Source organism: Desulfosarcina sp. (assembly GCF_033791525.1).
Lineage (GTDB): Bacteria > Desulfobacterota > Desulfobacteria > Desulfobacterales > Desulfosarcinaceae > Desulfosarcina.
In genome coordinates, this window is the sequence record NZ_JASJGN010000132.1 from 1 (window position 1) to 21,384 (window position 21,384).

Genomic DNA, 21,384 nt, shown 5'->3' on the forward strand with positions numbered 1-21,384 from the left:
CGCCAACTATTCTCCAATCCTTTAATTTCTCTAATTCCTCAATTCGGAATGGGTCCCTCAGTCTTCGATCCTCTGAATTCTGTCCGCGGTCCCCGATTTCTGTCTTCTATCTCACTGCAATCCAATCTTCCAGTTCCACAACCCCGGACGTTTTTTGATAGTCACCGTGGACGGCACCGGTTCATCCAGGTGGGCGAACATCCGGATGCCGGCCTGCCGGAGAACCATTCGCTTTTCAGTGATGTCCAACCGCCAGTTGGGGAAGATCCAGTAGTCCGGACCGTGTTGGTCCACCCAGGCTTGCTCGCCCCGGGGGCTGTCGAAAGGCACGCGCAGCCGCATGTCGTCGGATAGCGTTCGAGAAATGCACAGGGGCCAGTTACCGGAAAGGACGATGCCCAGCGGCAGCGGGCTCTGGCGGCACAGGGTGAGAATATCCGTCTCGCCCAGTTCCGGGCCGACAAATGCGCCGCTGAACCCCAGGGTCTTGAGCGTCTCCAGGCAGAGGGCATTGGCAGTATTGCAGAATGGGCCCGCCCACAGGCTCAGTCCCTCGATGCGGTTGAACAGGGCCATCTGCCAGGGGGTGTTAAGTACAAACTGGCGCGCCCCATTTTCAAGGCACTGTCTCAGCAGGCCGGCCACCCGTCCTTCATCGTCCGGCCAGACCACCGGCGGCAGCCAGATCCACAGGTCGGTGGCAGCCGACCGACCGATGTTCGCCACGGCCGCTTCCGATAGCCACATACCCACAAGGTTGCGGCCCGACGCCCGGACCGGCAGCCGACTCACGCGGACCTCCACGGGACGGCGGGAGTCGCCTGCCGGCCCGGGCAGTTTCGCCGTGAAGCGGGAGGAGATGATCGGCGCCGGCGGCCGGGCGGTGGCCTCCACAGCGGCCATCATCTCTTCCAGGGCCTTCTCCCGACGGTCGGTGAGAAATACCGGTGCACCGGGCCGGGGTGCATTTTTACCGCCCAAATTCAAGGGATAGCGACCTTTTTGGGGCACATGGCGGCTCACCCGGCAGATGGTATGGCCGGTCTCGTCTTCGTAGCCCACCCTCAGGACGTCTCCAGGCAGCAGAGCCTGCCGGACCACCACCCATGGGTTTTTGGCAGGACCCTGCACCTTGCCCATGAACAGGCCAGAGGCGGTCTGCCGCCGGGTGTCGATGGGCTTTTGCGGTCGCTGGGGCAAAAACTGGTAGTGTGTGGCTTCCCGTCCCAGGCTCTGGGCCAACAGGTCCAGCGCGTCGCGCTTTATTCGGGCGTCATTGCCCTGATCCCGAAGCATGCGGTAGGCGGTCACCGTGTAATAGACATAGTGCGGCCCTTTTTTGCGGCCCTCGATCTTCCAGGCGAGCACTTTTTTCACCTGCCCTAAAATCTTGGTCAGCACGTCCACGGAGAAATCTTGGCAGGAAAAGGCCCTTGCCGCCTTCCCGCCCTGGCGGTAGTGCCGGCGGCAAGGCTGGACGCAGCGCCCGCGCAACCCGCTTTTGCCCCCCATGTAACTGCTCCAATAGCAGCGGCCGGATACCCCGTAGCAAAGGGCACCGTGAATGAAGGATTCCAGGCCCAGGGATTTGGGGCAGGCACCAGCCATGGCCTTGATTTCGTCGATGGAAAGCTCCCTGGGAACCACCACCCGGTCGACCGCAAGGGTTTGGGCAATAAACCCCAGGGCCTTGGGGAAGCTGACGTTGGCCAGGGTCGACAGGTGGATTTCACCATCGAACCCCGCCTGGCGGGCCAGGGCGACAACCCCCAGGTCCTGGACGATCAGGGCATCGGGGTGTACATGGCGCTGCAGGTCATCAATCAGCTGGCCGGTCCGATCGAGTTCGTCGGGTTTGAGCAGGGCATTGATGGTGACGTAGACCTTCACCCCCCGATCGTGGGCCAGCCCGACCAGCTGAGCCAGCTCCACGGGTGAAAAATTCTTGGCCCCCATGCGCGCCGACATGCTTTTGAGGCCGCAGTACACAGCATCGGCTCCGGCAGCCAGTGCCGCCAGAAAAGCGGCGCGGTTGCCGGCAGGGGCCAGAATGGCCGGTTGGTTATCAGGGTTCATATCTCAGTATACTATCTGTGGCTCTCGATTGCCATAAGGTTTCGGGACTGGCGTTAAGCATGCTCCGAATTTCGAAACATCCGCTTCAAGGCCGCCACCGTATCCATGGTCAGGCTCAGAATGGCGGGGATGAGAAAAATTGTGAATATGGTGGAAATCAGCAGACCGCCGACAACCACGCCGCCCAGCCCCCGGTAGAACTCGGAGCCGGCGCCGGGAAAAAGCACCAGGGGAAGCATGCCGAACACCGTGGTGATGCTGCTCATGTAGATGGGCCGAATGCGCGAACGCACCGATTCGGTGATGGCCCGTCGCACATCCATGGCCTGCTCCCGAATGTTGTTGAGGCTCTGGTGGACGATCAGGATAGCGTTGTTGACCACGATGCCCACCAGGATGACAAACCCCAGCATGGTTAGAATATCCAGCGGTTGGGGCGCTATGAACCGGTTCACCAGGAAAATCCCCAGGAACCCACCGGCAGCGGCCAGGGGGACGCTGAACAGGATGATCAGAGGGTAGAGAAAGTTCTCGAACAGCGCGCTCATGAGCAGGTAGCAAATGGCCACGGCCAGGACCAGGTTCCAGACGAGGGCCTCGCGGGTGCGGGTGAGCTGGTCTGCCGTACCGCCCAGATCGATGCGGTAGAGGCTACCCAGCTGGGCCTGGGCCTTGACGGGTTCGATCACCTGACGGGCAATGGTTTCCATGGCCGCCTCCAGGGAGATGTCGGCCGGGGGGTTCACCTGGATGGTAATGGCCCGCTGGGTGTCGATGTGGTTGATCTGCGTGGGGCCCTCGGTCAGTTGGATGTCGGCCACCGAACCCAGCAGCACCTTGCCGCCCAATGGCGAGGCCACGGGAAAGGCTTCCAGGTCCTGGATCCGCGCCAGTCGGTCCTCCCGGCTTTTGACCACCAGGTCGATCTCGTCACCGTAGAGGCGGTAGGCACCTGCTTTGGCACCTCCCACCAGGGCATCCACGGTGGTGCCAAGGTCGGTCGTACTGATACCCAGCCGGGTGAGCCGGTCCCGGTTGGGCGTGATGCGCAGCTCCGGGTTTCCCAGGTCCAGACCTGGGATGGGACGGATCTGTGCGCCGGGTATGGCGGCTGCCGTCATGCCGTAGATCTGCCGGCCCAGGGCAATCAGCCGCGGCAGGTCCGGGCCCTTGAGGTCGATGTCGATGGATCGGCCGCTGCCCAGTCCCCGGGTAAACAGTCCGGCCTGGTAGACGATGGGAATCATACCGGGAACTTTTCCCAGCGTTCGGTAGACGTAGGGGATCAGTTCGGCAGTGCGCTCGGCCTCCCGGGAAACCACACCCATGAAGATCTGCTGGCGAAAGGCCACGTAAAAAAAATTCTTCACGGTGGGCAGATTCAACTTCTCGGCCGCTTGGCTGATACCGTCCCGGTTTACCAGGGGCAGGATGTCCGCTTCTACGGTTCGGGCGATGGCGGCGAATTCATCGATGTTGTACCCAGGCGGCGGAATCAGGATACCGAAGAGCAGTTCGCGGTTGCCCGTGGGCAGGTACTCGGTTTTGGGGACCAGGTTGACGATCAGCACCACGGCCAGGACCACCAGGACGACGGCAACCACAACGCGCGACCACACCCGGCCGCACATCCAGTCCACAAATCCGACCAGGGCCGAGACAAACCCGCCGGCCACCCGGGTGGCCGAAAACATCCGCTTGCTTTTTTCCGGCGTTTTTTTCTCCACACGGCCCAGGATCAGTGCGCAAAGGGTGGGAATGCCGGTAATGGAAATCAGCAGGCTCAGGGCGACGGCACTAGAAATGGCGATGGCGATGTCGCGAAACAGCTGGCCGGCCTCCTCCTCCACAAACACGATGGGCAGAAATACCGCGATGGTGGTCAGGGTGCTGGCCAGCACCGCGCCCCACACCTCGGTGGTGCCATCATAGGCGGCCTGGACACGGCCTTTGCCCATCTCCCGGTGGCGGAAGATATTCTCGAACACCACGATCGAGTTGTCCACGACCATGCCCACGGCAAAACTCAGGCCGGCCAGACTGACCACGTTGATGTTGCGGCCGGCCAGGGTCATGAAGAGGAAGGTACCCACCACGCTGACGGGAATGGCGGCGGAGACCACCACTGTCCCGGCGATGTTGCGCAGAAACAGCAACAGCACCATAACTGCCAGGATCGATCCCACCAGCAGGTTTTTCTTGACCAGGTTGATGGCGTCGTAGATGTAGGTGGTCTCGTCGTAAACCTGTTCGATGGACAGGTGACGGTCTTTGAGGATGCCGCCATTGAGTTCGGCCAGGGCGGTCTTCAGGCGGTCCATGACCAGCAGCACGTTGGTGCCCGGCTCCCGCACGGCGCTCATGACAATGGTGGTCACGCCGTCATGGCGCACCACCACAGCTGGCGTTTCATGGCCCAGACGGACAGTGGCCACGTCTTTGACCGCCACGGGGATGCCCTCCACCCGCCGGATAATCACGTTGGCCACGTCTTCGGGGCTCTGGTACTCACCCACGGTACGGGCGATATACCGGCGTTTGCCCTCGTCAAAGTCGCCGGCGCTGATGGTCTTGTTCTCCACCCTCAGGGCGCGGATCAGGTCCGGCACCGTGATCCTTCGGGAAGCCATGGCCTCCACATCCACCACCACCTGCATCTCGCGTTTTTTGCCGCCGTGGATGTTGACCGAAGAGATGCCGGGAAGCCGTTCCAACCAGGGCTGGACATCTTCGTCGAGAAAATCGTACTCCTCTTCCAGGTTTCCCCGATAGCCGTCTTCGGCCATGAGCACCATCCAGGCGATGGCTTTTTCGAAACGGCCGCCGGACTTGATGATGGGCCGGTCCACGTTGTCCGGGTAGCTTTTCACCTGCTCCATCTTGTTGGAGACCCGCAGCAGGGCTTCGTCGATATCCGTGCCGATCTCGAATTCCAGGCTGATGTAGCTCAGGCCGTCCTGGCTCTCGCTCTTGATCTCGGTGAGGCCGTTTAAACTTTTCAACTCCTTTTCCTGGACTTCGGTGACCTCGCGCTCCACCTCTTCAGGACTGGCGCCGGTCCAGGTGGTCTGGATGGAAACTTCCGGCAGATCCACGTTGGGCGTCAGCTGAATGGGAATCCGCAGCAGTGCCAGGAAACCGAAGAGCAGCAACAGGATTGCGCCTACCGAAACCGTTACCGGTTTTTTAATGGATAGATCGACTAGCTTCATGATCGGATGTCCGATGTCGGAGGCCGGCTTGACCGAGGTCAGAGGTCGGATGACCAAAGTCCGAAGTCTGAGTTCAGTCCTCAGTCCTCAGTCCTCAGTCCTCAGTCCTCAGTCCTCTGTCCTCAGTCCTCTGTCCTCAAGTACGGCCACCTCCTGGCCCGGCATAAGCCGCTCGTTGCCCCGAACCACCAGCAGGTCCCCGGCTGCCAGGTCACCGGTAACGGCAGCCAGACCGTCATGGTATCCTTGGATCGTCACCGATACCGGAAACGCCTTGCCATCGTTCACCCGGTAGACGATGGATCGATCCCCGGCCGTCACGACCGCATCCTTGGGGACCATCAGCGCTCTGAAACGCTCGGACAGATCAAACGTGACCACCGCCTCCATGCCGGCTTTGATGGTGAATCCGGGGTTGTCCAAAATCACCCGTACGGGAAAGGTCCGGGTCATGGCGTCCCCTCTGGGTAAAATGGCATCGATCTTTCCTTCCCGCCCATCCTCGGCCAGGCTGGTCACCGTCACCTGCACCCGCCCATCCGGTTGCAATTGCACCGCATAGCGTTCGGGAACATCCACGACGACCCGGACCCGGGAGATGTCCACCAGCGTGACCACCGGCCCGCCAGGCTGGATCCACTGTCCGACCTGGGTGTGCTCGGCAGCCACAAACCCGTCAAATGGCGCGACGACCGTTTTCTGTTCGATGCGATAGGCCAGGGTCTCGATCTGGGATTCGGCCACCAGCAGCGCCTGGGACATGGCTCGGTGGGAATAGAGGGCGTCATCGTAGGTACGCTGGGAAATGCTGTTGTTCTGCCGCAGGCGCCCCACCCGTTCCAGCTCCTTCTGCGCATTTTCCAGGTTGGCCTTGATCCGCTCCCGCTCGGCCACACGTCCTTTGAGTTCCAAGGCCTGCTCCCGTGTTTTTAACCGCACCAGCAGGTCGCCCGTTTTAACCCGCCGACCCTCCTTGGCCGGAAACACTGCCACCACACCGCCCGCCTCGGCTGCCACCACGCTGGTCGCCACGGCATCTGCACTGCCCACCAGAGTCACTTGCCGGGATACACGCTTTTCCACCACCGACAGCACGGTCACCGGTGATGGCGGCCTTTTGGCTGCCGCTCCTGATTTATCCTGGGCGAGTCCCGCCACCGGAAGGGCCAATGTGGCGGCCAGCAGAAAAATAAACCGTCGCAGGGTCGTCGTCGGGATCATTTAACCGTCCTCTCCGAGAATTGGAGAAATCGTTTGAGATCGATGAGACAAGGCTGTCAAAAGGGCATCTTTCAGAATACTCAACAGGGTATATCCTCAATTAGGGATACCGGTCAAGATCAAGGTTCGGGACCTGCAGGTCCCAGGCGTTCAAGCGACGCGTTTGTGCCCGCCAGCGGCGGCCCGCGTTCCATGCGCCAAGTGTCAACCCCGCCCCTTGCTGATCCGGCAACCGGTCTTATATTAGTGGCCATGCATGACAATAAACGCGCCTGCGGGTGCACGAAAGGATTAGGCAAATGAAACTGGCAGTCAGCGGCAAAGGAGGCGTGGGTAAAACGACATTTTCTTCTCTTCTGGCGAGGACGTTGAGCGACCGGGGCATAAAGGTCCTGGCCATCGATGCGGACCCGGACGCCAACCTGGCGGCGGCCCTGGGCATTGCCGACGCCGACAAGGTCACCCCCATCGCCGAAATGAAAGAGCTGATTTTCGAGCGCACCGGCGCCCAGCCCGGCACCATCGGTGGGTTCTTCAAACTGAACCCCAAGGTGGACGACATCCCCGACACCCTTTCCGTCCGGCTGGACAACATCAAACTCATGCGCCTTGGCAGCGTAAAAAAGGGCGGCGCCGGCTGCCTGTGCCCGGAATCCACCCTTCTCAAGGCCTTAGTGACTCATGTGGTGCTGGGACGCAACGAAGTGGTGATCATGGACATGGAAGCGGGCATCGAACACCTGGGGCGGGCCACGGCCCAGGCCGTGGACAAACTGATCGTGGTGGTCGAGCCGGGTCGCCGCAGCATCGACACGGCCGAGCACATCCGGCGCCTGGCCGCCGAGATCCGGCTGGATCACGTTGCCGTGGTGGGCAACAAGATCCGCAGCCCCAAGGATGAGGAATTCTTGCGCAAGCACCTGCCCGACTTCGAATTTTTGGGATTTCTTCCTTACGACGACACACTCATCGAAGCCGATCTTTCCGGCGCCTCTCCCTATGACACGGCAACCACGGCCAAGCAGGTCGTGGCCGGCATCATCGACAAGCTATAGCCGGATGAACAAACCAGCCAAGGGCGCCACCCAGGGGCGCCGCCGATATCCGTCGCGACGAAAGCCAACGGGCAACCGACAAAACCGCCGGGCGGACCGCCGCACGCAGCTCTCCCCCGGGGCCGATCCACAGCTCAAAGCCGTCTTTTCCGGCATCGGCATTCCAAAGGACAAGCCCTTCAAGCCGGACCGGTTCCAGACCGAGGCCGTGGCGGTCATGGCCGAATCCGACTGCCTGGTGACCGCCCCCACCGGCGCCGGCAAAACCTGGATCGCCGTCCAGGCCATCCGGCGCACCTTTGAAAAGGGCGGGCGGGCGTGGTACGCCTCGCCGCTCAAGGCCCTCACCAACTCAAAACTCATCGAGTTTTCCGGAATCTTCGGCCCTGAAAATGTGGGCATTCTCACCGGCGACCGCAAAGAGAGCCCCGATGCGCCCATCATCGTCGGCACCACCGAAATCCTGAGAAACCAGCTCTACGATGCCATGCACCAGGGCGTTTCGCTCAACACGGACCTTGTGGTGCTCGACGAGGCCCATTTTCTGGGAGACGAGGAACGCGGCGTGGTGTGGGAGGAGACCATGATCTACCTGCCCCCGCGCATCCCCCTGCTGATGCTGTCGGCAACGGTGGGCAATGCAAGCGCCATCGCCGACTGGCTGACGACCATTCGCGGCCGCCCCTGCCGGGTGGTGGCCGAAACCCAGCGGCCCGTGCCGCTCTATCCGATGGTGTTGCATCCATCGGGCACCCTGCTGCCCCTGACCGTCAAGGGCGCACGGGGGGCCAACGCACTTCACAAAAAGGTTGAGAGTATAGCCGGTGGGAAAAAGCAACAGGAACTGCCCCGACGCCTCGGCCTTCCCCCCTTTGGCGATATTCTAAGGGTGCTCAAAACCTATGACCTGCTGCCGGCCATCTTCTTTTTAAAATCCCGCAGTGACTGCGACGCCGCTCTGAACCTGTGCCATGGGGCCGTCCACCTGACCGACGAGAAAAAGGCGCAAATTTTTGATCGGGTTCGAACGCTCACCGAGAATTCACCGCACCTGGCCCAGCATCGTCAGCGCATTCATCTGGAGCAGGCCGGCGTAGGCGCCCACCACAGCGGCCATCTTCCCGGCTGGAAGCTGGTGGTCGAACATCTGATGAGCGAAGGCCTGCTGACCGCCGTCTTCGCCACCTCCACCGTCGCCGCCGGTGTCAATTTTCCGGCACGGACCATGGTGTTTTTCAACTCGGACCGCTTCAACGGCACCGAATTCATTCCCCTGGACGCCACCCAGCTTCACCAAATGACCGGCCGGGCCGGCCGCCGGGGCATGGACAAGATCGGCTTTGGCCTGGCCGTTCCCGGCCGCTACATGGACCTGCGATTAGTGGCTCGCCTGCTCGCGTCCCGGCCGGGAAAGGTGGTCAGCCGCATCCGCATCAACTTCTCAATGGTCCTCAACCTGCTGCTCTCCCACACCCCGGCCCAGATCGAAGAGCTGCTCAAGCGATCATTCGCCACCTGGCTGCTGATTACCAAAGCCGAGGACAGCCGCCAGAAAAGCCGCATGGCCAATGTTCACGAAGTCCTGTGGGAAGATTTTCTACGACACCTGGATTTTCTCAAGGAGACCGGATTTGTAGACGGTGAAGACCGCCTCACCGGAGACGGAATCTGGGCATCCCAGCTGCGGGTGGACCAACCCCTGATCGTGGCCGAATGCCTGCGACAGGGGCTGCTGCCGAACGGGGATGCGGCCCAGATGGCCGGGGTGTTCGCCTGCATGGTCAACGAAAGGGAAACCGATGACCGAATGGAGGGACGCCTGGTACCCAACCGGCTCAAACGCACGGTGGGACGCATCCAGAAAAAACTGACCGGATTCGCCCGCCACATGAAATCCCGTGGCTTCGACGTGCGCCAGTTCTACCTGCGGCCCGCCGCCATGACCCATGCCTGGGCATCGGGATATCCGTGGGAAAATATCATCAAGGAATACGGCATGGCCGAAGGCAACCTGGCGATGCTGATGATGCGCACCGCCGACAACCTGCGCCACACCGCCAATCTGGTGGATGTCTTTCCCGAAGCCGCTGCCACGGCCCGCGAAGCCATCGGCCTGATTATGAAAGAGCCGGTGGTGGAAGGAACGGATGAGGGTGAAGTGGATCTGTAGCGTTGATCAGGGTTGCCTACGGGTCAGTACTCAGCTCCGGACAACACCTCTTCCACCCAGCTAATTGCCGCGATCGTATTGGGGAATCCGGTCGTGGTCATGGCCAGAAGTACGGCGTGCCTGACCGCTTCGGCCGTTGCACCGGCAGCCATGGCTTTGCGGGTATTTGACATGCCCCCCCCCCGCGAGTTGGCGCCCACGGCAATACCCAGTTTCACCAGGTTCTGGATTTTCTCATCAAGGGCCCCCGCTTGCCTGGTGGATATCCCGAGTCGCTTAAAATCCTTGAACACTTCCGGAAAATGGTCCTGAAAGTTTTTGTAAACCTTCGGCAGATACATGAACGCTCCTTTTGTTTTCAGGGTGGCAGGAAGCCCGTGCTAAAGGTTCTATCCAGAGCTATCCCGGATTCAGACCCCCTGTGCAAGTGCGGGAATTACAGCGGACCGGCCTGAAGATCTCAGGGCAGGTCAGGGCAGCATAAATCTCACTGGCTGCCGAATCGCTGTTCCATAATCAGTGCCGGGCCCGCTGCGAAGGCCGATGCCAGAATCCGTGGGTCCATCCATGGGCTGTTCCAGAACGGTCGGACAGGCAGTCCTTGATTTTGAAAGACGATAACCAGATGGACGAAAAATGCCCAGAACACGGATAAAAAACTAACCCCTGAGCAGATAAAAAGAACCTTTTCTGGAATTTACCCCGTCGATCGAAAAAATCAGGTACATCTACCCGGGTTTATGTTATTGCTAACACATCGTCATCGCCCACCCCATGAAATCCGGATACGAAACATCCAGGAGAATCGATCATGGACAGCTTCCAACCATTGCTCGAGTCCTGTGCCGCCGAACACGGGCACCTCTGTCCGGGGCAGGTGGTGGGTGTGCGGATGGCGATTTTAGGGTGTCGATTGATCGGGATGGATCAGCCCAAACGGATCGATCAGATTAAAAAGCTCCTGGTTTATGTGGAGATGGACCGCTGCACGGCAGATGCCGTTGCCCATGTCACTGGCGTGAAACTTGGGCGACGGAGTCTCAAGTTTGTCGATTATGGCATTATGGCCGCAACCTTCATGAATCTGGATACCGGGGATTCCTTCCGGGTATTGTCCACGGAGGAGTCAAGGGATCTCGCGCAGGTTTACGCACCCGAATTCGCCACCAAGTCCGAACGGCAGATTGCCGCTTATAAACGAATGCCGGACAGCGTCCTGTTCCGAGTCCAGAAGGTCCGCGTAAAAATCGATGAATTTGACTTGCCCGGCCCGACACGGCGAAAAGTGGCCTGCAGCCGCTGCGGCCAGATGATCCGGGATGCCAGAGAAATTCTCCTGCAGGGCAATCCGGTCTGTAAGCCTTGCACCGACCGATCCTATTTTACGCATGCCCGGGACATCGCGTGGCACGATATGGGGTGGTCACCCTGCAGAAATCAAGACAACCCATCCAGCACCCAATCTGCACATGAACCGGCAGGATCGTCGGTGGACATCAAGTAAGGAGACCAGGCTGTGTTGAAAAAAATCGGGGTAAACGATTCTGTGGGGACTAAACTGGCCCACGATATTACGGAAATTCGGCCAGGTGAGTTCAAGGGGCCGGCGTTCATGAAAGGCCATACGGTCTGTGATGAAGATATTTGCCGATTGCAGAAACTGGGGAAGAATCATCTCTACCTGATCGATCTCGATGAAGATGAAATCCACGAGAACCAGGCCGCTTCGATCCTGGCCAAAAGCCTGTCCGGGGAAGGGATCGTCTGGGAGGATACCCCTAAAGAGGGCAAGATCAGTCTCCATGCGCAACATGACGGATTGTGTACCGTGGACTTTGCAGCCCTGGCGGCTTTCAATATGGTCGACGAGGTGATGTGCGCCACGATTCACAACCACACCCTGGTGGAAAAAGGCGAGATGGTGGCGGCAACACGCGCCATTCCCCTTGTGATGAAGCGGGCTCCCATCGAGCGGGCCGTAGCCATTGCCGGCCGGAATGGAGGGGTTTTGAATGTACGTGCCCTCAAAAAAGCCCGGGCAGGTGTGGTGGTCACCGGGAGTGAAGTATTCGACGGGCTGATCGAAGACAAATTCGCACCGATTTTAAGGGAGAAAATCGAGACGCTCGGGTCTGACGTGGCCGGGGTGACATGGGTTCCCGATGACCCTGAAATCATTCGAACGGCGATCGAAGACCACCTGGCCGACGGTTGTGATTTGATCCTCCTGAGCGGCGGGATGAGTGTGGACCCGGATGATGTGACCCGCAAAGGCATCGCCATGGCAGGAGGCCAAGAGGTCCACTATGGTGCGGCGGCCCTGCCCGGCGCCATGTTTATGACCGCTTACATCCGTGAAATTCCTTTGTTGGGGGTACCGGCATGTGGACTCCATCACCGCATCACCGTACTGGATCTGATTCTTCCCAGAATATTGACCGGTGAGCATATCGGGAAGAAAGAACTGGCGTTTCTCGGGCATGGCGGACTCTGCCGCGATTGCGAAGCGTGCGTCTATCCCCACTGCCCGTTTGGGAAAGGGAGCTGACCTGTCATCAGGAAGGCTCGAGGTGTTTGCGATGCGCCTGCACCAGTTTTATCTCCCCAAAGGAGACATCAGCGCCCAGGGCGTGCTTGATTTGACCAAACGGTTTTCCCTGCAATCGTGACAGTTCCTGTTCGATCGTTTGCCGCTTTTCGGGTGGCAAAAGCAGGTCAATGGCGACTTTTCCGCTTTCCACCCAATGGGCCATATGTCCCTCGATGGTGGCAAGCACCAATCCCCGCTCCTCGGCGACTTGTGCAAGGGTCATCCCCTTCTCAAACAGCTCGAGACTGATCTGACGGGTGTCGATCCGGGGTGCTTTTGGCTTTGGCTTCCTGGGTGGCGGCGCTTCCGGTGCTCCTGTAGGCAGGGTCACCGCCTTAATCTGGTATTTCCGGCGGTAGGCACCAACCGTGGCGACAAGCTCCTGCCCGTACCTTTCCATCAACCGATTACCGATGCCCTTGACCCCTTTAAGGGCCGCCGGCGTGTCAGGCAGGTTGACGGCTATCTGGATCAGGGTCCGCTGGTGCAGGACCCGGTAAGGGGCAATGCCTTCCTCGTCCGCCTTGCGGCTGCGCCAGTCTTTCAATGCCTGAAACAACTCAGGATGAGCAATATCGGCTTCACCATAGGTGATCGATTCAATTTTCTCCTTTTTCTTCCCACTGTCGATTCCGGCGGCCGAAACGGCCCGCAAGTAGCGTGAAGGCGAAAAACCGTCTTCGCAGCTTTGCACCGCGGCCAGTTTGACCACGGTCTCCTCCTGCAAACGGTTGAGGACATAGTTCACCTTTTTTCGAAGCGCCTTGTTGTCCGTATCAATTTGCAGACAGGCAAGCTGACGACCAAGCCCCGCTGCAATTTTCTCCTGGAAGTATGCCGATGCCTTGGCAACCCGCTCCAGCACGAGTGCATCGGACGCCGGCAACGTGGAGGATGAGAAGAGACCCCGCAGCTGGCGGAGGAAATTATCGCCGACGGTGCAGACCTCGTCCTCGGTCTGTTTCTGCAGTTCGCGGATAGGGTCACCGCCGGAAACACGGATCAACCCAGCGTTTTCCAGCAGCAATGATACCATGCGGTGCAAACAGGCGCGCAACAGCTGAAAGTCAAAACACGCCAGCAGCACCTGCTGCTGGTAACGGATTTTAGCCGCTTTGAGTTGACCCGTGGAAGGGAGGTTCTGCTTCGTCTCCACGCTGAAAGCGAGTACAGCCGGATCGGTTTTGATTGCCGCCAGTGAAAGCGGGGTGGAGAGCACCATCCCTTCAAAGGTCCGACAACGGCTGAGTGCCACGTATACCTGTCCATAGGCAAAGGCGGCCTTGGCGTCGATGATGGCCCTGTCAAAGGTAAGCCCCTGGCTCTTGTGGATGGTGATGGCCCAGGCCAGCCTTAGCGGGTATTGTCTGAAGGCACCGATCCTGTTTTCAGTAATTTCGAGTGTTTTCTGGTCGAGCGTATAGTCGATGTTATCCCAGGTTGCCGGCTCGACCGCGATCTCTTCTGAATCGCCAGGGCACCGTATCCGGATATCCGTGTCCGTGAACCGCGTAATCGTACCGATTTTTCCATTGAAGTAGCGTTTTTCAGGTGAACTGTCATTGCGAACGAACATCACCTGCGCGCCCGTCTTCAGATCGAGGGTGGCGGCGGTCGGGTAAGTGTGTTCCGGAAAGTCTCCCTCAATTTCGGCCTCGAACGTGTGGACCTGCTGCGGCAGCGCCCCGAGTCTGGAACCATTGATGGTATCGGCGATCCGGTTATGGGTGCCGAGTGTGATATAACCGTCGCCAGCGGTGGGTGTAAAATCAGCGATATGGCGGGCATTGAGTTCCTTTAACGCGGCCTGGTCGAGCCGGTTGCCGCGGACACGGTTGAGCAGGTCGATAAAATGGCTGTCCGCCTGGCGATAAATATGCTGCAACTCAATGGTCACCATTTCGGTGTTGCCCAGGGCGGTGCTGCTGAAAAAATAGGGTGACGCATAGGCCGCGTGCAAGAGTCCCCACTCCTCTTCCTTTACCACCGGTGGCAGCTGGAACAAATCGCCGATCATCAGCAACTGCACACCGCCGAACGGCAAATTGCCGCGACGATATCGGCGCAGGACGCTATCCACGCCATCCAGCAAGTCGGCCCGCACCATACTTATCTCATCGATCACCAGCAGGTCTAAGTTCCTGATGATGTGGATCTTTTCCTTGCTGAACCGATACTGGTGGCGCACCGTTTCACTGCCCGGCAGAAACGGCCCGAAGGGAAGCTGGAAAAACGAGTGAAGGGTAACGCCACCGGCGTTGATGGCGGCAACACCGGTAGGCGCCGTGACAACCAGCCGTTTGGGACTCTCTTTTTTTAATGTGTGGAGAAAGGTCGTCTTGCCCGTTCCGGCTCTGCCGGTCAGGAAAAGATTGCAGCCGGTGTCCCGGATAAATTCAGCGGCAAGTTTCAGTTCACGATTCGCGGTCTTCATGGTGATGATCTCGCGGGTACATTAGACTTCATAAAGCCCATATCCACAGCAGGGTGATCGCCCCGGAAGACAAAAGCAGGCTTTCCACCAGAAACTCCAGGCGCATGCTGGGCAGCATCTGCCCGTTTTCATAGGCACTGACCAACATGAGCATGGCCGCCGGGCATAGGGTCAGGAAAAAACCAAGCCCGGAAACCAGGCCGATGGCCGACCCGGCGGCAATCAGAATCATGCAGCCGACCAAGGTTCCTTTCAGCAGAACCGCTGTTTTTCGTTTCCCCAGCAGGATCGGCAGGGTTTCCTTGCCCATGATGCGATCGCCCTGAACATCCAACAGGTCAAAAAAGGCGGTACGGGCGAACACCAGGGCGGTAGCCCAGACGAACACGCCCCCGATAGGGACCGTCAGGGTTCCCTTGCCCGTGATCCCGGGCAGCAGGGCCACCACCACCCCCCAGGCCACGGCGATAAGAAATGTTTTTGAACCGGGAACATCCTTTATCCGCCGAAACTTGAACCCTAAGCTGTCGGGCAACAGATACAGGTTGTAGGAGAGGCCCAGCAGACTCATGATCAGCAGGATCGCGAAGGCGGCAGGCCCCATAGCCGATGCACACAGGATCCCCAGGCCGCCGGCAGCGACGGCCAGGACAGACAACAGTCGCCGGCGCCGCTCATAAAACCGGGCCCGCTCCGGATCGTTGTATTCATCTTCGGCCGTGCCGGTGAGGTGATTGAGCAGATGCATGGAGAGCACGTAAAGCATGGCCACGGCCACCGGGGCAAGGGCAGTGGTCAGCCCCAACAGCCGTGTGCAGGCAAAGCAGAGGCATCCGGCACCCACGGCCACGTAAACATTGGTCAGCAAGAGGGTCTGAATCGTGCTGAAAAGGGTCCTGACGACGCTCGATTGCCGCTTGGCCGGCAGCTTTTCCAGTTCCCGGAATACCCGTTTTATGATCCAGTTGGGCGTTGACGCCCCGGCGGCAATCCCCACCCGGTCGACCCTGTCCAGGCAGCAGGATTCCAGCTCAGCTTCAGTTTCCATGAGGAAGGCCGGCTTGCCGGTCTCCCCGGCAATCTCAGCCAGTCGTCGGGTATTACCGCTCTCCTTTCCCCCCACGACGATAACGGCGTCTACGCGATCAGCCAGCTGTTTGACCTCTGCCTGCCGTTTTTCCGTCGAATCACAGACGGTATCAAAGGTCTTGTAATGGGGGAAGTTATCGGCAGCCCAGGCTTTCACCTGCTCGTAAAGCTTCATGTTCTGGGTGGTCTGAGCCACGATGATGGCCTGGTCGAAAGCCGGCAAGGCTGCGACGTCCGCCATGGTGCTGACCACGTTTCCCGACGGTCCGGCATACCCCACCAGCCCCACCACTTCAGGGTGGTCCCGGTCGCCGACGATTATGGTGGCAAAGCCTTTCCGGGCATGAACCCGAATGATGGTCTGTACGCGGATGACTCGCGGGCAGGTGGCATCCACCACCTTAAATCCAGCATCCTTGAGCCGCTGCTTGTCCTCGGGGGGTACACCGTGTGCCCTCACCAGAACGGTGCCGGTCCCCCGTTGCGGAATCGTTTTCAGGACAGTGATCCCTTTTTTCTTAAACAGGGAGAGGACCTGGGGATTGTGGATCAGGGGGCCGTAGGTGTAAATGGGCTCAGCGTATTTGCCCGGTGCATCCAGGGCCAGTTCCACTGCCCGTCTCACCCCCATGCAGAAACCGGCGGTTTTGGCGATCTCGATCTTCATCTATAATCCGGCGCTAGCTTCAGTTGCCATTAATGATGGGCTCAAAGCAGCGGCTTCAGGTGATCGATGACAAGGGTTTCCACCATGTGGGGCAGCGGTTCGTCCGACACCCCGATCAAATCGACATTTTCCTGGGATATGGGCAGGATGAGCTTGGTGGCCGTACATCCGGACACGGCTTCGGCCATTTTTTGGGTCACTTCACCCATCATGGCATGGGCCAGCATGATACCCAGGGTCCCGACCACCACATCCACCCGGGCAACCGTCTGCACAATTGCGTTTTCTCCCGATGCCCCTCGGTTGGCTCCGGCCTTGAGCATCTGGGCAGTGGCGATGGCGTTGGTCCCCAAGGCGAGGATCTCCACGGACTCGCCGAACCGTGCTTTGATTTTTTTGATGATGGTGCTGCCGATGCCACCGCCCTGACCGTCGATGATACCGATCGTTTTTCGTGAAGACGCTTGAAGCATACCCATTCCTTAGTTCGCATTATCCATGGCTCCAATACGGGAACCAATGTTGACGGATTCGTAAAGAATCCCGATATCTGCGTTACGCTTCATCCTTCGTCACTGCAGCGTCCAGTAAGTACACTGCCTACGGCACCCGCGATAGCGGTATTCTCAGGATGGAACATGAATCTTCGCCGAAAGGATGGCGATCGATTTATTGTTCGCTCGCTCAAGCTCGCTATCGCGGCCCGCAAGCCTTGATCTCGGGCTTTTTACGAATCCGTCGGAAATGCGACTTGTTACGAGTTCATCAATGTTGATGGACGCAAAAAAACCAAATAGGTATTGAGATCGTGTTTTGGCAAGGCCAGAGGAAGGAAGCTGTATAATAATACTGCGACGACCGATAACGCCGTCCAAATGCGCGATCTCAATGCCTATAGTTTTTCAACCCGCGCACGTGCCCTGCGCTTACGCTTGGGAAGCCGACGGCTGGGCCCCTTTTTGCGGGTAGTGGGCACCCATCCCGAAGAAACGGTCTCCTCGCCGCCTTTTATTGCCAGGTATCGGGCCATGGCAATCTTTTCCTCGAAGGCAGCTGAATCCAATACGGTGGCTCCGGCCGACTCGGCAGCAGACATGACTTCCCGGTCGCTGCTGACCACCAGGGCTTTGGCCTTTTCCCGGCGGGCCATTCGCCGAATCACATCATCGGCGCTCTCTCCACCCTGTGAATAGCGGATGGCAATGCCCCTGACCCGATCCCGGGAACCGTAAAGGGAGGGCTCGGCAGTGCCATCGAAGACCACTGTAATTTTATGCGGTTTCAGTTTTTTGTAGGCCACCAGCATGTCCACCAATGCTTCACGTCCCAGTTGCAGGTCCTGCCGATCCATCCCGGACAGTTCCGGGGATTGGCGGATCAGGTTGTAGCCGTCGATGATGAGGTGAATAGCCATGGCCATTAACTTGTCCGGAGCAGCCCCAGCAACCGGTCCAGGTCGTCGTCACTGAAAAAATCGATTTCCACCCGCCCCTTCTTACCCTTGCGCTGAATGCGGACCCGGGTGCCAAAATGGCGGGCCAGATCTTCGGAGACATCCCTGAAATAGCGCTGTGCAGAGGTCAATTCCGGGGTGCGGGCTGGTTTCTTTTCCGCGTTGATCCGTTTGATCAACGCTTCAGTGTCGCGCACCGACAATTTTTTAGCCACCACCTCCCGCCAGGCGGTCTGCTGTTTGGCCGGCGTGTCGGCCCCCAGAAGGGCCCGGGCGTGGCCCATGCTCAAGGCGCCCTCCATGATGCTCTCCTTGATCGGGTCGGGAAGCTGGCGCAGCCGCAGGAAGTTGGCCACGGCGCTGCGGCTCTTTCCCACCCGCTCGGCAGCCTTATCCTGGGTCAGATCGAACTCGGTGATCAGCCGATGGTAGGCCTCGGCCTCCTCCATGGGGTTCAGGTTCTCCCGCTGGATGTTCTCTACGATGGAAATCTCCAGCATCTCGGCATCCGAGACATCCTTAACCAAAACAGGCACCCGGTCCAGGCCGGCCAGGGTGGCCGCCCGCAGACGGCGCTCACCGGCTACCAGTTCGTAACCCACATCGTCAGTGCGCACCAGCAGCGGTTGGATGATGCCCTGGCTGCGGATGGATTCAGCCAGTTCTTCCAGTTCATCCGCTGCAAAATGACGTCGCGGCTGGAAGTGGTTCGGCCGAATCATATCGATTTCACACAGAAAATAACCTTTTCGCGTCGATGACGATGATTCGGAAATTCCTTCCATCGTTCCCAGATCCGGGATCAGTGCATCGAGCCCCCTGCCCAAGGCCATTTTCCGTTTCTTCTTGGCGCCGGATCCGACGCTGCTTTGTTTGGTCTTATCTGGCATGCGGTGTCCTGAATTGTGAATGGCTGGCCGAAACCGATAACACCGGTCCCGGCGAATCAGCGTTACCGGAAAGCCTGTCAGGCGCGGCCGGCATGATTGGCGGCCATGATCTCCTTGGCGAGGGAAAAATAGCTGACAGCCCCGGCAGACATGGCATCGTAAAGCAATATGGGCTGCCCGAAACTGGGTGCCTCCCCCAGGCGGACATTACGGGGAATGGTCGTCTTGAACACCAAGTCCTTAAAGTGGTTTTCCGCATCCTCGGCCACCTGATGACTCAAATTGGTCCGGCGGTCGAACATGGTCAGCAAAATACCGGCGATTCTGAGTCCCGGGTTCAAACCGCTCTTGATCCGCTGGAAGGTCTGAACCAGTTGGCTGAGTCCCTCCAGGGCATAAAACTCGCACTGAAGGGGAATAAGCAGGGCATCGGCGGCCGTCATGGCATTGACGGTAAGCAAGCTCAACGATGGGGGGCAGTCGATCAGGATATAATCGAAATCTTCAATCACCGAAGCCAACAGGCGCCGTAAGGCATGTTCCCGATGGGGCCGGTCCATCATCTCCACATCGAAGCCGATCAGTTCCACCCGGGAGGGCATGACCTTGAGGGATTCGATCTGGCTGTCGACGATCACCGCATCTGCACCAGCATCGCCGATCATCCCGTGATAAAGGGTTTTTACCAGTTGGGATTTTTCCAGTCCCACCCCGGTGGTTGCATTGGCTTGGGGGTCGCAGTCCACCAGCAGTGTCCGTTTTTCAGAAACGGCCAGCGCCGCCGACAGGTTGACTGCCGTTGTGGTCTTTCCCACGCCGCCTTTCTGGTTAGCGATGCATATGATCTGTGCCATGGCGCCCAGCTTTAACACAAAACATGCTGTTTGAAAAGTATATTAGAATGTGCCATGCTAAGTTAAAATGCAATCGAAACACCCGTTGCCGTTAAAAATTTAAAGGTTTTTAACATGCCGATAAAAAATAAAAAATTGACCATTGTCACGATGGCCGCATTTCTCATTTCCACCATTGTCATCACGGTTCCCGAAGGCATCTGCCTCACCATTCAGGAAGAAAGGGAAATGTCCTCGGAGTTTATGGCGGTGGTCAGGGCCCAGTTCCCACTCATCGAGGATCCGGTTATCAATGACTATGTCAACCGGGTGGGCAAACGCATCCTGGCTGCCATACCGCCCCAGCCTTTTGATTATCAGTTTCACGTGCTCCGTGAAGATGTATACAACGCCTTCGCTACCCCGGCAGGCCACATATTCTTCAACAGCGGCCTGTTCGCCGCCCTGGATTCCGAAGATGAGCTGGCCGGCATTATCGGCCATGAAATTGCCCACGTGGTCTGCCGCCACATCTCCGACCGTATCGAAAGCTCCAAGAAGATCGGCATGGCCACGCTGGCCGGCATGGTGGCAGGGGTGTTGCTGGGCGCCGGCGGTGCAGGGGCAGCGGCCAGCGCCGTGACCGTCGGATCGGTGGCCGCCGGCCAGACCGCCGCCTTGGCCTACAGCCGTGACAATGAGATGCAGGCGGATCAGCTGGGCCTGGAATATCTCGCCCTGGCCGGCTACAGCGGAGAGGGATTGCTGACATCATTGAAGAAAATCCGCAGCAAACAGTGGTACGGGTCCGAACAGATTCCCACCTACCTGACCACCCATCCGGCTTCCGAGGCGCGAATGAGCACCATCGACAACTGGCTGCACCAGAACCGATCGAAATCGGTCAAAAAATTTGGGGAAGTCGGCGGATTTGATCTGGCACACACCCGCTTGATAGCCCTCTACACCGATGAAAAGTTGGCCCTGAAACGGTTTAAGACGGACCTTGAGGCATCGCCGGAAAGCCCTCTGGCCAACTATGGATATGCGCTGGCATTGACCCGGGTCGATCAGTGGCACAACGCGGCCGTGCACATGAAACGGGCCATCGAAGGCAATGCCATGACCACCTCGATGCTCCAGGATCTGGGAATAATCTATTTCCATGACGGCCAGTATGAAAAAGCCATGGAAGCCCTGTCCGCCAGCAGTTCCGAAAAAGATCCCGAGAGCAAGCTGTATCTGGGGCGCACCCAGATGGAACTGGGTCGAATGGCGGAGGCTATAGACACCTTCGAAAATCTGGTGCGCTACAATGAGGGCTTTACCCAGGCCTACTATTATTTAGGGGAAAGCAGCGGTCGACTGGGGGATATGTTCAGCGCTCACTACAACTTAGGCCGCTTTTACCGACAAAAAGGAGATCTGAAAAATGCCGGTTTTCATCTGAACCGGGCATTGAAACTGGCTGTTGAGGACTCTCAAAAACAAATGGTGGAGCTTCAGCTAAAAACCCTGGGTTCCCAAAAAGAGAAAAAATCAGGTGCCGGGTGACGCGCCCTGACAGGCTGTTGAAAAAACGTCAAGAGCGCAGGTAAGACAAGGCAAAATCCGGCAAAAAAGCGCAGTTTATGGTTGATAAATGAGCATTTTAAGTCGAATTTTAACGCTGGTTGGCCAAGCGCAATAGTTTT

The 21,384-nt window shown here is 58.6% G+C and carries 15 protein-coding genes; 5 read left to right on the forward strand and 10 right to left on the reverse strand.

Annotated elements, in window-relative coordinates; all coding sequences use genetic code 11:
- Positions 1-111: 111 nt before the first annotated feature.
- From QNK41_RS06125 to QNK41_RS06135, 3 genes are all read right to left on the reverse strand, one after another.
- On the reverse strand, positions 112-2,076 hold the full coding sequence (locus QNK41_RS06125; protein WP_319254817.1) for a peptidase U32 family protein: 1,965 nt from the start codon (positions 2,074-2,076) through the stop codon (positions 112-114).
- A gap of 53 nt (positions 2,077-2,129) precedes the next feature.
- Positions 2,130-5,288 (reverse strand): efflux RND transporter permease subunit, encoded by a 3,159-nt coding sequence (locus QNK41_RS06130; RefSeq protein WP_319254819.1) that lies wholly within the window; start codon positions 5,286-5,288, stop codon positions 2,130-2,132.
- Between the two features lie 108 nt (positions 5,289-5,396).
- The gene (locus tag QNK41_RS06135) at positions 5,397-6,509 is read right to left on the reverse strand and encodes an efflux RND transporter periplasmic adaptor subunit (protein WP_319254822.1); all 1,113 of its coding nucleotides are present in this window, start codon (positions 6,507-6,509) and stop codon (positions 5,397-5,399) included.
- A gap of 299 nt (positions 6,510-6,808) precedes the next feature.
- On the opposite strand from QNK41_RS06135, the gene QNK41_RS06140 reads away from it, so the two are divergent.
- Both QNK41_RS06140 and QNK41_RS06145 read left to right on the forward strand, forming a co-directional pair.
- The gene (locus QNK41_RS06140) at positions 6,809-7,564 is read left to right on the forward strand and encodes a carbon monoxide dehydrogenase accessory protein CooC (protein WP_319254823.1); all 756 of its coding nucleotides are present in this window, start codon (positions 6,809-6,811) and stop codon (positions 7,562-7,564) included.
- 4 nt (positions 7,565-7,568) lie between these two features.
- Positions 7,569-9,734, forward strand: coding sequence for a DEAD/DEAH box helicase (locus QNK41_RS06145; protein ID WP_319254825.1), 2,166 nt, complete (start codon positions 7,569-7,571; stop codon positions 9,732-9,734).
- Between the two features lie 23 nt (positions 9,735-9,757).
- Here the strand turns inward: QNK41_RS06145 and QNK41_RS06150 are convergent, their stop codons facing one another.
- A complete protein-coding gene (locus QNK41_RS06150) occupies positions 9,758-10,075 on the reverse strand; it encodes a carboxymuconolactone decarboxylase family protein (protein WP_319254827.1) in 318 nt (105 codons plus the stop codon).
- 470 nt (positions 10,076-10,545) lie between these two features.
- On the opposite strand from QNK41_RS06150, the gene QNK41_RS06155 reads away from it, so the two are divergent.
- Both QNK41_RS06155 and QNK41_RS06160 read left to right on the forward strand, forming a co-directional pair.
- On the forward strand, positions 10,546-11,238 hold the full coding sequence (locus QNK41_RS06155) for an FmdE family protein (protein ID WP_319254829.1): 693 nt from the start codon (positions 10,546-10,548) through the stop codon (positions 11,236-11,238).
- Between the two features lie 12 nt (positions 11,239-11,250).
- Positions 11,251-12,282, forward strand: coding sequence for a molybdopterin-binding protein (locus QNK41_RS06160; RefSeq protein WP_319254831.1), 1,032 nt, complete (start codon positions 11,251-11,253; stop codon positions 12,280-12,282).
- 7 nt (positions 12,283-12,289) lie between these two features.
- Here the strand turns inward: QNK41_RS06160 and QNK41_RS06165 are convergent, their stop codons facing one another.
- From QNK41_RS06165 to QNK41_RS06190, 6 genes are all read right to left on the reverse strand, one after another.
- On the reverse strand, positions 12,290-14,758 hold the full coding sequence (locus tag QNK41_RS06165) for a helix-turn-helix domain-containing protein (RefSeq protein WP_319254833.1): 2,469 nt from the start codon (positions 14,756-14,758) through the stop codon (positions 12,290-12,292).
- A gap of 28 nt (positions 14,759-14,786) precedes the next feature.
- Complete coding sequence (gene ispH / locus QNK41_RS06170) at positions 14,787-16,514, reverse strand: 4-hydroxy-3-methylbut-2-enyl diphosphate reductase (protein WP_319254835.1); 1,728 nt, start codon at positions 16,512-16,514, stop codon at positions 14,787-14,789.
- Between the two features lie 41 nt (positions 16,515-16,555).
- The gene (locus QNK41_RS06175; RefSeq protein ID WP_319254837.1) at positions 16,556-16,987 is read right to left on the reverse strand and encodes a DUF3842 family protein; all 432 of its coding nucleotides are present in this window, start codon (positions 16,985-16,987) and stop codon (positions 16,556-16,558) included.
- A 419-nt stretch (positions 16,988-17,406) separates the two neighbouring features.
- Complete coding sequence (locus QNK41_RS06180) at positions 17,407-17,928, reverse strand: NYN domain-containing protein (protein ID WP_319254839.1); 522 nt, start codon at positions 17,926-17,928, stop codon at positions 17,407-17,409.
- A 5-nt stretch (positions 17,929-17,933) separates the two neighbouring features.
- On the reverse strand, positions 17,934-18,857 hold the full coding sequence (locus QNK41_RS06185) for a ParB/RepB/Spo0J family partition protein (RefSeq protein ID WP_319254841.1): 924 nt from the start codon (positions 18,855-18,857) through the stop codon (positions 17,934-17,936).
- Positions 18,858-18,934: 77 nt separating this feature from the next.
- Positions 18,935-19,711 (reverse strand): AAA family ATPase, encoded by a 777-nt coding sequence (locus QNK41_RS06190; RefSeq protein WP_319254843.1) that lies wholly within the window; start codon positions 19,709-19,711, stop codon positions 18,935-18,937.
- Positions 19,712-19,825: 114 nt separating this feature from the next.
- On the opposite strand from QNK41_RS06190, the gene QNK41_RS06195 reads away from it, so the two are divergent.
- Complete coding sequence (locus QNK41_RS06195; protein WP_319254845.1) at positions 19,826-21,244, forward strand: M48 family metalloprotease; 1,419 nt, start codon at positions 19,826-19,828, stop codon at positions 21,242-21,244.
- Positions 21,245-21,384 lie beyond the last annotated feature (140 nt).

Bases quoted from the DNA above. Each gene is read 5' to 3' on its own strand.
- QNK41_RS06180 (WP_319254839.1), bottom strand. From the start codon at position 17,928: ATGGCTATTCACCTCATCATCGACGGCTACAACCTGATCCGCCAATCC.
- QNK41_RS06125 (WP_319254817.1), bottom strand. From the start codon at position 2,076: ATGAACCCTGATAACCAACCGGCCATTCTGGCCCCTGCCGGCAACCGC.
- QNK41_RS06150 (WP_319254827.1), bottom strand. From the start codon at position 10,075: ATGTATCTGCCGAAGGTTTACAAAAACTTTCAGGACCATTTTCCGGAA.
- QNK41_RS06190 (WP_319254843.1), bottom strand. From the start codon at position 19,711: ATGGCACAGATCATATGCATCGCTAACCAGAAAGGCGGCGTGGGAAAG.
- QNK41_RS06165 (WP_319254833.1), bottom strand. From the start codon at position 14,758: ATGAAGACCGCGAATCGTGAACTGAAACTTGCCGCTGAATTTATCCGG.
- QNK41_RS06185 (WP_319254841.1), bottom strand. From the start codon at position 18,857: ATGCCAGATAAGACCAAACAAAGCAGCGTCGGATCCGGCGCCAAGAAG.
- QNK41_RS06130 (WP_319254819.1), bottom strand. From the start codon at position 5,288: ATGAAGCTAGTCGATCTATCCATTAAAAAACCGGTAACGGTTTCGGTA.
- QNK41_RS06135 (WP_319254822.1), bottom strand. From the start codon at position 6,509: ATGATCCCGACGACGACCCTGCGACGGTTTATTTTTCTGCTGGCCGCC.
- QNK41_RS06145 (WP_319254825.1), top strand. From the start codon at position 7,569: ATGAACAAACCAGCCAAGGGCGCCACCCAGGGGCGCCGCCGATATCCG.
- QNK41_RS06175 (WP_319254837.1), bottom strand. From the start codon at position 16,987: ATGCTTCAAGCGTCTTCACGAAAAACGATCGGTATCATCGACGGTCAG.
- QNK41_RS06140 (WP_319254823.1), top strand. From the start codon at position 6,809: ATGAAACTGGCAGTCAGCGGCAAAGGAGGCGTGGGTAAAACGACATTT.
- ispH (WP_319254835.1), bottom strand. From the start codon at position 16,514: ATGAAGATCGAGATCGCCAAAACCGCCGGTTTCTGCATGGGGGTGAGA.
- QNK41_RS06195 (WP_319254845.1), top strand. From the start codon at position 19,826: ATGCCGATAAAAAATAAAAAATTGACCATTGTCACGATGGCCGCATTT.
- QNK41_RS06155 (WP_319254829.1), top strand. From the start codon at position 10,546: ATGGACAGCTTCCAACCATTGCTCGAGTCCTGTGCCGCCGAACACGGG.